An 11,564-nucleotide genomic window follows, 5' to 3' on the forward strand; every position below is an offset into this window, starting at 1 on the left:
ATGAAACCAGCCTTTAAAAGGGCGCGTACACTCAAGGATTACCATGAACAGCATCATCTACCTAGTCGGCCTTGTTGTCGTCGTCCTCGCCGTTCTTTCCCTTTTCGGTCTGCGTTGATCGCACAAGAAGGATCAGAAGATGGAAAGAACTGAACAGATGACCCAAGCCTCGGCACCGTCAAAGTCGCTTGAAGGGTCTTATATCGACTGGGCTGCCATTTTCGGCGGCGGCGTAGTCGCAGTGGCCGTCGGGTCGGTGTTTGCGGGCTTTGGCGCCGTGCTGGGACTGTCAACAATTTCTGCAGAACCGGGCAAAGGCAGCTTCAGCTTTATGCTGGTGATCAGTGCCCTCTGGATCATTGCAACTTTGGTCAGCAGCTATGCGGCTGGTGGCTATATCGCAGGACGGATGCGTCGGCGGGTCGACAGTGTAGGTGCAGACGAAGTCACCGTGCGCGACGGGATCAACGGGCTTGTGGTCTGGGGATTAGGGATCGTTGCTTCGTTATTCTTGTTGGGAGCGGCGGTGTCAACAACGGTTTCCGCCGTCGGATCCGCCGCCACGACGGTGGGTGCTGTCGCCGGTGACGTTGCAACAGCAACCGGATCAGTGGTTGGTGGCGTTGCCGAAGGGGCAGTCTCTGCCGCCGGTGCGATGGTTCCCGAACAAGCCGTGCAAAACCCGATGGCTTATGTCAGCGACACCTTGCTGCGCCCGGCTCAGGCGACTGCTGGCACCAACGCACCTGAAACGGTCGCACGCGAAACAGCGTCAATCATGGGAAACATTGCTCTGACGGGTGAGGTTTCAGATGCCGAACGCAGTTATCTGATCAGTGCTGTGGTCGCAAACACTTCTGTTTCGCAGCCAGAGGCCACGACCCGCGTCGACAACGCCATCGCCACTGCACAGAAGACCCGCGCCGATGCGATCCAGACCGCAGAAACGGCCAAGGCCGAAGCCGACCGTTTGGTCGAAGACGCCAGGCAAGCAGCTATTGACGCGGCAGAAGTTGCCCGCGTCAGTGCAATCCTGACGGCTTTCATTCTGGCCGCCGCTGCAATGGTTGCCGCCGCTGCCGCCTACGTTGGAGCCGTGCGTGGAGGTCGCCACCGCGACGAAGGCCGCATCTTTGGCGGCTTTGCATACCGAGGGTAACTCTTGCTTTTTCCGAGCAATTTGGCCGCTGCGCAAGCAGCGGCCAAATTGTTTGAAATGCTTTGTGGCACCAAGCCAGGCGGATGAAACGATGAAGCCGTCACGGTTCCCGGCGCGATGCTCCCTCTCGTGCATGCAAACATGCACTGCCGGGCAATGGGTCACCGAAATGCCCGAGATCGGCACCATCTCCGGCGAAGAGGCTGCGGCACTCACTGGAGGTCACCGGGCCCTGCGGCACGTGATGTTCCAAGCGGCACTGGTCGCGGCACATCACAACCCAAGCCTGAAATCCTGCGCGGATCACCTCTGCAAGGCTGGCAAGCCGCACAAGGTCATCATCACCGCCCTCTCCACAAAGCTCGTCACCATCGCGAACGCCCTGTGCAAGGGCCGTCAGAAATGGACCGCCGCAACGGCGTGAGAGATACAGTTGCTTCTAGATGCGGCGCCGCCAAAAGCTGTCGACCTGCTTTGGTCAAACGGAAACTTATCAGTCGTGCACTTCTGCGGATGACCTACTGTCGCTCAAAAGCAAGCGCGTCATCATGTCGATAATTTCATGTTCGTTATAGGGTTTTGAGGAGAACAGGCTCCCCGATGGCAGGCTGCTTTCTTGAAGAATCGTCATGCCAGACGCGACGAGCAGCTTCACGGGAGGCCATCGGTCACGGATGTAATGCGAGAGCTTGATGCCATCCATCGTGCCGGGCATTTGCACATCGGTAAAGACCAGATCGATGTCATCTCGCGATTCCAGAATGCGGATGGCTTCGGCTGCATCACAGGCTTCCAGCGCCTCGTAACCGGCAGAGCGAACAAGGTCGAGGGCCCCCATCCGAATGAGCGCATTGTCTTCGACCACGAGGACCACAGCCTTACCGTTTTTCATCTGCTTCTCGTCTCTCAAAATTAAAGGCCCGCAGGCTTTGACAGTAAACCAAAGCGCGTCAGCATCTTTTGGTTCCTACGCAACGGAGCGGATGCCTTCTTGGTGATCGGCACTCCCACGATGACTGATCGTGACAGCAGTGCCCGGATTTGCTTCGCTCATCTGAAGTTCGCACTTCAGGTTCTTGGTCAGTGCTTCCACAATCCCGGTTCCAAGGCCTGCTTTAGGCGCGCTGCTGCCCGCTTGCATGCCGATGCCATTGTCCGTGACTGATAAGGTCCAGTTGCTGCCTTTTGCAAGGTAGCCAACTTCGATCCTGCCCGTCGCCTGATCAGGGAACGCGTGCTTGAGCGCGTTGATCACCAGTTCGGTGACAATGAGCCCCAGACTGACGGAAACCTCTGCTTTTACGGCACTGTCATCGGCGATGACTGAAATCGAGAGGCGATCAGGGTCAGCAATCATTGATGCGCCGAGGCTGTCGCAAAGTTGCGTCAGATAGGTGCGTATCCCGACCTCGCCGCCAAGGGAGGTTGAAAGCTGCTTTTGCACCGCTGCAATCGACATGACCCGGTGATGGGCATTGTGAAGGTGACCGCGCACCTCTTCGGACAGCACCTTTCGTGCGCTCTGCATCAGAACGCTGGCAATGATCTGCAGGCTGTTCGCAACCCGATGCTGGACTTCCTGAAGCAGAATTGCCTTTTCCCGAACCAGATCGTCTTTGATGCGCGCTTCGGCACGCATGTCCGTCACATCGGTCACCGCAAGCAGCATCCGGATACGATCCTTGTCGCCGTCATCCAAAGTGCAGGCGTTGACGACCAGGTTCCGTATCTTCCTGTCCTGCCGAATGAGGTCAATCTCGTAGGCTTCGATATGCGCACTTCCCGCAGCGGTCGCCTTCAGCAGCGAGGCAAGATTCGGCATCGCCCACTCTCCGTTTCCTACTGCGCTGAGATGCCTGCCGGGAAGCGTCACCGGATCAATCTCAAAAGCCCGGCAAAATGAAGCGCTTGCAGCGATGATCACCTGATCTGCGGAAAGAAAAAGCAAAGGCTCATGTGAGGAGACCACCACGGCAAGTGTGCTCGCCGCTTCGAGGTGGTCAAAAGATGTCTTGGACATGTCAGAAGTCCTCTTGGGCCGAAAACTCGCGGAGCGAGCCAAAATTCGGCAGAAACGCAGTCAAAAGGCACGCCCTCAACTAACGATCAACCCAGACGTATCACATCGTTCCCAGGCCGGCACTACACTTAATCGGCCGGGGGAGGAGATAGCTGAACAGAACACGCCGATGTCCGCCTCACGAGCGATGTGGCACCTCAAACAAAGCCCTCCCCAAACGCAAAACGCCCACCCCTCTCGGGGCGGGCGTTTCCGTATTCGGTCGCTCAGGCCGCGCTTAGCGGCGCAGGCCGAGGCGGGCGATCAGGGCGGTGTAGCGTGCCTCTTCCTTGCCTTTCAGATAGTCCAGCAACTTGCGGCGCTGGGCGACCATCATCAAAAGACCACGACGCGAGTGGTTGTCTTTCTTGTGGCTCTTGAAATGCTCGGTCAGGGTCGCGATGCGCGACGACAGGATGGCCACCTGAACTTCCGGCGAGCCGGTGTCGTGTTCTTTGGTGGCGTATTCCTTGATCAGGCGGGCTTTTTCTTCGACGGTGATCGACATCGGATATCTCCTTGAGCAGAAGGGTGACGGTGCGAGCCGGGATGTCGTCCAGCAAGACCATTGGGCCCCGAAAACATCGGGGATGGGAGCGTATAGGAGAAAACCGGCGCAAAGAAAAGCCCTCATGTGCGGGGGAGCTTTGGTCACGCAAGGCAGCGTTAACGATGCGCCCAGAATTCGCGACGGCACCCTGTCAGAACTCAACGATTCGTGATATGGATACTGGAAGAGTTTTCGTTTGCAATCGAGGGGTTGCACGGCGAATTGGTTAACGTGCAGGTTGCGGCAAGGGATTGGCTGATGTTGGCATTGCTGGCAATTATGGGTGCCTTGGGCGCAGGCCTTCTCGCTGATGGTCTCCTGCGCACCTCGGGTGCCGAGGAAGACGCCGAACCAGAGGCGGATGATCAAGACCCGTCAGCCGAAGGAGAAGACGAAAATGCTTCGCTAGGTTGGCTCCTTGCCGATACAGATACAGATACATCAAACGGAACACGATCCGGCTATGTTGATGACGGAATGCCCGTTTCGGATGACATAGCAGAACCAGAGGCGGCACCGGTCGCCCTTACGGGCGACGGTGGGGCCAATATTCTAAGTGGCGGGGCCGGAAATGACACGCTGTCCGGCGGTGGCGGCGATGACCAACTTGTCGGACGCGGCGGCAATGACAGACTGTCGGGCGGTTCAGGACGTGATCATCTGGATGGAGGCGACGGCGATGACAGCCTGTTTGGTCAGGGCGGCAATGATGTCCTGATCGGCGGGGCGGGCGATGATCTACTTTTTGGTGGCAGGGGCGCGGATCACCTTGCCGGTGGTGAGGGCAATGACCATCTGATCGGTGGCGGCGGGGCCGATACGCTGATGGGCGGCGAAGGTCACGATACGCTTGATGGCGGCATGGGCCGCGACTGGCTGGCGGGCGGAGCCGGAAATGACCTGCTGATCGGCGGCGGATCGCAAGACACGCTGGATGGCGGATCTGGGAATGACACGCTATGGGGTGGGTTCGAAGGACGCAGTGATGCCGCGGTGGATGTGCTGAACGGTGGCGCGGGCGACGACTTCATAGGCATCGGCCCAGGCGACATCGCCATGGGTGGGTCCGGTTCCGATACCTTCCAGCTGCAAGATTTCGCACCCGGCCTGCCAGTGTCGGAGATAGTGGATTACAGCCCCGACGAAGATCAAATTGTGGTGGTCTATGACCAACTGCAGCATCCACTCCCTGCCCTATCGGCAGAACCCGTTGACGGAACAGATGATGTAACTCTGTTGCTCGACGGTGTCGCAGTGGCCCTGATCCGCAACGCTGTAGGGCTCGACCTGTCATTGATCCAACTACAGCCTTCCTGAACGCAAGACAGGCCTGCAGTCAGTCCCACAGTTCAGGCTGCTGAGCGTAGGCGATATACAAAGGATGCTTGGGTTGACCCGAGGCTGTCATCCCCAAATGCCATAACGGCTGCCCAGTGCCGCGCAATAATCGCGCCACAGCGTCTCCCCGCCCCAGATGCAGACCGTGGCCACCCCAAGCACAGACCACCCGACCGGGCTGCCAGTCCACTACGCTCGACAGGATCGCCATGTCATTGCCTGGCCCGACCGGATCCTCAAAGGCCCGCATCACCTTTGGGTCTGTCGCGCGAAAGCCGAAGATGTTCACAACACGGAATGCTCCAAACCCCAGCGCACGCGCACGACGCTCACAGCGCTCCACCGTCGGGTCGTTTTGTACCTCGGTCGCAGTCGACGGATTAAGCATCACAAACAACGCCCGCTCACCCCCCCGGTCCCAGACCCTGGTCAACAGATAGCGATAGCGCTCGCAGGGTGAATATACCGCCTCCGATGCAGCTTCCCCCTTCAGATGCTGCCGTACAATCAGTCCCACATTTCTTTGCATTTGCTGCTTTCCAAATACTCCCGCGCGGAGCGCCCCCACCGCGCCGCGCTCACCCTCGTCAAAAGGCCTGGCTGTGGCAACGCCGTCATGCGGGGCTCGATGCCCCGCATGACGGCCACCGGCTTATGTGTTGAACACCCGGTTCGGGTGCAGTTCTCCAGCCTTGTAGATGCCAACCGCCACCGCGCGGCCTTGGTAACTCGCCCAAGCCTCGTCCCCCCAGTCCACGCTAGAGGTCAGCACCATTCCCGGATTGCCATTGCGCAAACGCGCGGCGCCTTCGGGCGTGGCGGGCAACTCGGGAAGGTCGGTCAAACCCAGTTCCAGCGGGAGCAGCAGGGCGTCGATTTCATCTGTTCGGGCAAGGCGGTCGATGTCTTCCAGCGTCGCCGCCCCAGTCACCTCAAACGGGCCGGACCAAACCCGACGCAGCCAAGCCACATGGCCAAGACAGCCCAAAGCCTGCCCCAGATCGCGCGCAACCGACCGCACATAACCGCCTTTGCCGCAGATCATTTCCAGATCAACATGGTCGGCATCGGGCCGTGACAGCACCGCCAGCTTTTCCACCCACAAGGGACGGGCCACAAGATCCATCTCGATCCCTTCGCGCGCCAGATCATAGGCGCGTTCACCATCGACCTTTACCGCAGACACCTGCGGCGGCACCTGCATGATGTCGCCGCGAAATGCCGCCAAAGCCACCTCGATTGCGGCATCATCCGGCCGCACATCGCGTGTTTCCAGCACAGTGCCAGAGGCATCATCGCTGCTGGTCGCCGCGCCGAAGGCCACCCGGAAGTGATAGCATTTCAGCCCATCGGTGACAAAAGGCACCGTCTTTGTCGCCTCACCCAAAGCAATCGCCAGAACGCCAGTGGCGTCCGGGTCAAGCGTACCGGCATGACCCGCCTTTTGCGCCTGAAACGCCCATTTCACCTTATTGACAACAGTGGTCGATCCAACCCCTGCCGGTTTATCGATGATGACCCAGCCGGACACAGCCCGGCCCTTTTTCACGCGGCCCATGTTTTCAGTCCTTGTTGACGACGGTGCCGACCATCGGTCCCATGGCAAAGCCAAGGTCGTTGCGCCGGACTGCAGGCGCGTAAAGACGCGAGATCTTACCATCAAAATACAGCGCATCGGGGAGGCCGAGCGCATCGCGGAAGAACCGGGCGAATCGGTGGAAGTTCACCCGGTCGTTGGAAATGACGAACACCGCGCGTGTGCCATCGGCGCTGACACCCACGCCGTTGCGGATAAAGGTGCTGTCGCTGTCGGGGATCAAGCGTGGGTGCAGCGCTCCATCTATCACCAGCATCGGGCCAGATTGTGTTGCATAGCTGCATTTGGGCGGCGTGGCGGAAAACGCGCGGCTTTCGACCACGGAAAACCGTTCGCCAATGCAGAATACGCCATTGGGCAGCAGGCCAAAATTTCCCGGCCCCTGTGCTGTCACGATATCCGACTGCGTGCTCCCTTGCTCGATCAGCAGGCCCACAGGCGCACGGTTCGGGTGATACATGCCCGCATTCATCGCAAAGCCAAGCGTCTTGCCCTCAGCCGCCAAGGCGGCGTTCACCGCATTGAAGCTGCCCAAAGGGCCAGAGGGACCAGAGTGGAACAAACGCAGATCTTCGCCCACTCTCACTTCACAGGCAGTAAAAGACGTATCCTCAAAGCGCTGAATTTCGCAAACAGCCGAATCCGCCACCTGCGGCAGCAGGAAGGCGAACAAGGCGGCAAGACGCAGCATCGCTCAGACGTCCCCGTTGGCGTCACCTTCGTCATCCGGCGACGACAGGTCTTTCACAACCTTTGGATCGGCAAACAAGCGGCGGGTTTCATCCAGGCGGTCAAAGGTCTCGTCCGGGCGGAAGCGCAGATCAGGCGCGTATTTCAGGGTCAGTTGCGACGCGACGCGGTGGCGCAGTTCTCCCTTGTTCCGGGCGAGGGCGGCAATCGCATCCTCAACCGGGACCGATCCCATCAGAGGCATGATATAGACCGTCGCCACCTTAAGATCGTTGGAGCACGACACCTCGCCCACGGTGATCGACATGCGATTCAGGTCTGGGTCGTGGATTTCGCTGCGGTTCAGCACATCGGCCAGCGTGCGGCGGATAAGTTCGCCGACACGAAGCTGGCGTTGATTGGGGCCATCGCCCGAGGAATTGCGTTTATTCGACATGGGGGCCACATAAGCTGTTTTTACCCGCCCCGCAACGGCGGGCTTTTGTCGCGCGCGCCAACACGCTACACCGCGCGGGCGCAACTGGGAGAACCACCATGCAGACCTTGCCAGGAATCGTCGTCACTGGGGCATCGGGCCGGATGGGGCAAATGCTGATCCGAACGATTGCGGCGTCGGACAAGGCGCGGCTGGTCGGCTGTCTGGAGCGGTCGGGCCATGCGTGGATCGGCCGCGACATAGGTGACTGTATGGGCGGCGCGTCCATCGGGGTTCTGGTGACTGATGACCCGCTGGAGGCCTTTGCCCGGGCGCAGGGGGTCATCGACTTTACCGCGCCCGCAGCCACTGTCGAATTTGCGGCGCTGGCAGCACAAGCGCGTGCGGTGCATGTGATCGGCACAACAGGGCTTGAGCCGGGCCATATCGCCGCAATCGATGCTGCGGCACGCCACGCGGTGATCGTACGGGCGGGAAATATGAGCCTTGGAGTCAACCTGCTGGTACGGCTGACGCAAAAGGTAGCGCAGGCGCTGGATGCCGATTGGGATGTCGAGGTGGTCGAGGCGCATCACCGGATGAAGGTGGATGCACCGTCAGGCACCGCGCTGATGCTGGGTCAGGCGGCGGCGGACGGGCGCGGAGTGACGCTTGATCAGGCCATGGTGTCGGGGCGAGACGGGATCACCGGCGCACGCGAGCGGGGCACCATCGGGTTTTCCGCGATTCGCGGTGGCGATGTGGTGGGCGAGCATGACGTGATCTTTGCCGCCGATGGCGAGCGGATTGTGCTGCGCCATCTGGCCACCGACCGCACGATTTTCGCCCGTGGCGCGCTTAAGGCAGCGCTGTGGGGCCAGACACAAAAGCCCGGTCACTATGATATGATGGATGTTCTGGGGCTTTAACGCTGGACAGTGTGAACCAAACGCCCCCGACGCTCGTATACGAAAAGTATCGTCCATCGAGGTTGCCATGCACCGTGTTCTTCTCGCCCTGCTGATCTGCGTCCTCCCAGCCCTTACCTTGGCCAATACGGCCGGGCCAATTCGCGACAAGACGGCGTTTCTATCCTTTGTGCAGGGCAAAGAGCTGCGGATCGGGTTGTATAACCTGTCGCTAAAAGTGACGCCGGATGGCAAGATCACTGGATCGGCGCTGGGTTGGGGCATCAGTGGCAACTGGGTCTGGCAGGATGGATACTTTTGCCGCGACATGGATTGGAGCGGCTATGCCATACCCTTCAACTGCCAGTTGGTCGAAGCCATGGATGCCAGCCGCTTGCGCTTTACCTCGGACAAGGGGCAAGGCCAGTCAGCCTCGTTTCGGCTGCGATAAGGCTTAGAAGTCGATGGCCAGACCCTTTTTCTCCCAATCGCCATAGCGCACGGGTTCGGGGCCATCTCTGCCCCCAAGCTCTTTCGGCAGCGTCATCGCTTCGGCATGCCGTCGGCGCTCTTCTGCTTCGGCAAGGGCGCGCTTGGCGGCTGGGGGAAGATCAACGGGGGGCAAATCGGGTGTATCGGTCATGGCGGCTTTCCTGTCTGTGCTTCTTGATATACGGCGTTTGACCAGCGAGACAAGAAGCAGGGGCGTCGCAGGATGAAGGCCGGAACCGAAAGCGTGACCGCACGCAGTGCCGCCGTGGGTGTGCTGAACGCCGTGCTGGGCGAAGGCATGATGCTGTCACAGGTGGCGCTGCCTGATGGCCTGTCGGGGCCGGATCGCGCGCGGGCCGAGCGGTTGGCGGCGCAGGTGCTGCGCCAGATGGACCGGATTGACCGGGTGCTGAAGCCGTTGCTGCGCAAGGTGCCCCCTTTGGCGGTGCTGAACATTCTGCGGCTGGCGGTGTGGGAACGCGCGGACGGTGCCGCAGCACATGGCGTGGTGAATGAGGCGGTGGCGTTGGCGCGCCGCGGCAAGCGCACCACGCATCTGTCGGGGCTGGTGAATGCGGTGCTGCGCGCTCTGCCGGAGTTGGTCGATCTGGCCGCCCTGCCCGCGCCCCAACTGCCGCGCTGGATCCGGCAGCCGCTGGTGCATGCGTATGGGCGTGAAGTGGTAAGCGCCATTGAGGCCGTGCAGGCGCAGGTGCCGCCGGTGGACATCACACCAAAGGCAGGCGCTACTGCGCTGCCAGAGGGCGAGCTTTTGCCAACGGGCAGCATCCGGCTGGCCAGTGGCGGGCAGATCACCCAACTGCCGGGCTATGCGAGCGGCGACTGGTGGGTGCAGGATGCAGCGGCGGCCATGGCGGTGCGGCTGATGGGCGTGCAAAAGGGTGAGGCGGTGCTGGATATCTGCGCCGCCCCGGGTGGCAAAACGCTGCAACTGGCAGATACCGGGGCTGTGGTGACCGCGCTGGACATCTCTTCGCCCCGCATGGCGCGGGTGGCGGAAAATCTGGCGCGCACTGGTCTGAGTGCTGCGCTGGTGGTCGCGGATGCACTGCATTGGGCGCCCGAGGATAAGTTTGACGCGGTTTTGCTGGATGCGCCCTGCTCGGCAACAGGGACACTGCGGCGGCACCCGGATCTGCCGTTCATCAAGGACGGGTCGGAAGTTGAAGGGCTGGTTGCGCTGCAAGCGGCGCTGATCGACCGGGCGTTGGGATGGCTGAAACCGGGCGGGCGGCTGGTGTATTGCACCTGCTCGCTGCTGCCTGCAGAGGGCGAAAACCAGTTGGCGGCGGCGTTGCTGCGGCACCCGGGGCTGCGCGTTCAGCGACCAGCCCTGCCTTGGGTGCAGGCGGAATGGATTACCGAGCAAGGCGCAGTCCGGTTGCGGCCCGATCTGTGGGCCGAGCGCGGCGGGATGGACGGGTTCTTCATAGCCACGCTCATCGCTCCCTGACGGTCAAGGCGATGGAAGACCGGCTATTTACGCGGTGCAAACATCCGGTAATAGGCCCAATCGGGCAAGAATTGCGACAGCCGGAACAGCCAGGAAAACATCAACGGAAAGCTTTTCTTGAACGTGTCGCTGTTCATGTGTTCGAACATCTCGCGCGCGGCCTCTTCCGGTTCCATCAGGAAGGGCATTGAGAAATCGTTCTTGTCGGTCAGCCGGGTGCGGATAAAGCCAGGGTTGGCCACCTGCACATCAATGCCGCTGTCCCGCAGGTCGGCATAAAGACATTCCGCCAGCGACATGACCCCGGCCTTCGAGGCGGTGTAGCCAATCGAACCCGGCAAACCACGAAACCCGGAAAGGGAGCCGGTGATCACCACATGCCCCGATCCGCGAGCCACCATACCGGGCAAAACAACCCCGATCACGCGGGCGCAGCCGGTGAAATTCACGTCGCACATCGCCTCGACTTCATCAGCCTTCCACTCTTGTGCTTTGGTCGGCCAATAGACCCCTGCAAGATATACCACGCCATCTACCGGCCCGATCTGATCGGCGGCGGCCTGCACAGAAGCACGGTCGGCTACATCACAGGCAACGGCGCTGCCTTTGCCTGCCAGTGTGGCCACGGCTGCGGTAAGACGATCTTGTGAACGGGCAGACAGGATCACCTCGGCCCCGGCGCGTGAGAGCATCTGGGCCAGAGCAAGGCCAAGGCCCTCGGACGCGCCCACGAGCCAGTAGCGTTTTCCTGTCCAGTCTCTCATCGTTTGTATCTCCTTCATCCGGCGTCCATGAGCATATTCTGTATAAACGGGTGCGGTTGGTGATGGTTCCGCTGAAGGCCGACGCCACGGCCTGTTACATCAAGGTTGTGTCCCCTCG

Annotated in this window: 15 protein-coding genes; 6 read left to right on the forward strand and 9 right to left on the reverse strand. The window is 60.6% G+C overall.

Annotated elements, in window-relative coordinates:
- Positions 1-139 precede the first annotated feature (139 nt).
- Positions 140-1,159 carry a hypothetical protein gene (locus Q8K08_RS15990; protein WP_305250720.1) on the forward strand — a complete coding sequence of 340 codons (1,020 nt, stop codon included), beginning with the start codon at positions 140-142 and terminating at the stop codon, positions 1,157-1,159.
- A gap of 169 nt (positions 1,160-1,328) precedes the next feature.
- Positions 1,329-1,583 carry a hypothetical protein gene (locus Q8K08_RS15995; protein ID WP_304800468.1) on the forward strand — a complete coding sequence of 85 codons (255 nt, stop codon included), beginning with the start codon at positions 1,329-1,331 and terminating at the stop codon, positions 1,581-1,583.
- 69 nt (positions 1,584-1,652) lie between these two features.
- On the opposite strand, the gene Q8K08_RS16000 is transcribed toward Q8K08_RS15995, so the two are convergent.
- The 3 genes from Q8K08_RS16000 to rpsO form a co-directional block, all read right to left on the reverse strand.
- Positions 1,653-2,051 carry a response regulator gene (locus Q8K08_RS16000; RefSeq protein WP_304800469.1) on the reverse strand — a complete coding sequence of 133 codons (399 nt, stop codon included), beginning with the start codon at positions 2,049-2,051 and terminating at the stop codon, positions 1,653-1,655.
- A gap of 75 nt (positions 2,052-2,126) precedes the next feature.
- A complete protein-coding gene (locus Q8K08_RS16005; protein WP_305250721.1) occupies positions 2,127-3,179 on the reverse strand; it encodes a sensor histidine kinase in 1,053 nt (350 codons plus the stop codon).
- A gap of 277 nt (positions 3,180-3,456) precedes the next feature.
- A complete protein-coding gene (rpsO, locus tag Q8K08_RS16010; protein ID WP_304800471.1) occupies positions 3,457-3,726 on the reverse strand; it encodes a 30S ribosomal protein S15 in 270 nt (89 codons plus the stop codon).
- 210 nt (positions 3,727-3,936) lie between these two features.
- On the opposite strand from rpsO, the gene Q8K08_RS16015 reads away from it, so the two are divergent.
- Entirely contained in the window at positions 3,937-5,085 is a 1,149-nt protein-coding gene (locus tag Q8K08_RS16015; RefSeq protein ID WP_305250723.1) for a calcium-binding protein, read from the forward strand.
- Positions 5,086-5,104: 19 nt separating this feature from the next.
- Here Q8K08_RS16015 and Q8K08_RS16020 read toward each other — a convergent pair whose 3' ends face one another.
- The 4 genes from Q8K08_RS16020 to rbfA all read right to left on the reverse strand — a co-directional run bounded on the left by Q8K08_RS16020 (position 5,105) and on the right by rbfA (position 7,829).
- A complete protein-coding gene (locus tag Q8K08_RS16020; protein WP_304800501.1) occupies positions 5,105-5,617 on the reverse strand; it encodes a DUF1643 domain-containing protein in 513 nt (170 codons plus the stop codon).
- A gap of 141 nt (positions 5,618-5,758) precedes the next feature.
- Entirely contained in the window at positions 5,759-6,664 is a 906-nt protein-coding gene (truB, locus tag Q8K08_RS16025; protein ID WP_304800473.1) for a tRNA pseudouridine(55) synthase TruB, read from the reverse strand.
- Positions 6,665-6,668: 4 nt separating this feature from the next.
- Positions 6,669-7,394 carry a phosphodiester glycosidase family protein gene (locus tag Q8K08_RS16030; protein WP_305250724.1) on the reverse strand — a complete coding sequence of 242 codons (726 nt, stop codon included), beginning with the start codon at positions 7,392-7,394 and terminating at the stop codon, positions 6,669-6,671.
- Positions 7,395-7,397: 3 nt separating this feature from the next.
- Positions 7,398-7,829 (reverse strand): 30S ribosome-binding factor RbfA, encoded by a 432-nt coding sequence (rbfA, locus tag Q8K08_RS16035; protein WP_305250725.1) that lies wholly within the window; start codon positions 7,827-7,829, stop codon positions 7,398-7,400.
- 98 nt (positions 7,830-7,927) lie between these two features.
- On the opposite strand from rbfA, the gene dapB reads away from it, so the two are divergent.
- Both dapB and Q8K08_RS16045 read left to right on the forward strand, forming a co-directional pair.
- Positions 7,928-8,737, forward strand: a complete 810-nt coding sequence (gene dapB, locus Q8K08_RS16040) for a 4-hydroxy-tetrahydrodipicolinate reductase (protein WP_304800479.1) — start codon at positions 7,928-7,930, stop codon at positions 8,735-8,737.
- A gap of 67 nt (positions 8,738-8,804) precedes the next feature.
- Positions 8,805-9,167: a dihydrodipicolinate reductase gene (locus tag Q8K08_RS16045; RefSeq protein ID WP_304800481.1), complete on the forward strand. Its 363-nt coding sequence runs from the start codon at positions 8,805-8,807 to the stop codon at positions 9,165-9,167.
- 3 nt (positions 9,168-9,170) lie between these two features.
- Here Q8K08_RS16045 and Q8K08_RS16050 read toward each other — a convergent pair whose 3' ends face one another.
- Complete coding sequence (locus Q8K08_RS16050) at positions 9,171-9,359, reverse strand: DUF1674 domain-containing protein (protein ID WP_304800482.1); 189 nt, start codon at positions 9,357-9,359, stop codon at positions 9,171-9,173.
- Positions 9,360-9,431: 72 nt separating this feature from the next.
- Here Q8K08_RS16050 and Q8K08_RS16055 point away from each other — a divergent pair, with 72 nt between their 5' ends.
- On the forward strand, positions 9,432-10,682 hold the full coding sequence (locus Q8K08_RS16055; protein WP_304800484.1) for an RsmB/NOP family class I SAM-dependent RNA methyltransferase: 1,251 nt from the start codon (positions 9,432-9,434) through the stop codon (positions 10,680-10,682).
- A gap of 23 nt (positions 10,683-10,705) precedes the next feature.
- On the opposite strand, the gene Q8K08_RS16060 is transcribed toward Q8K08_RS16055, so the two are convergent.
- Positions 10,706-11,446, reverse strand: a complete 741-nt coding sequence (locus Q8K08_RS16060) for an SDR family oxidoreductase (protein WP_304800486.1) — start codon at positions 11,444-11,446, stop codon at positions 10,706-10,708.
- Between the last annotated feature and the right edge of the window lie 118 nt (positions 11,447-11,564).

Origin of the sequence: Pseudotabrizicola sp. (assembly GCF_030684215.1) — a bacterium.
GTDB lineage: Bacteria > Pseudomonadota > Alphaproteobacteria > Rhodobacterales > Rhodobacteraceae > Pseudotabrizicola.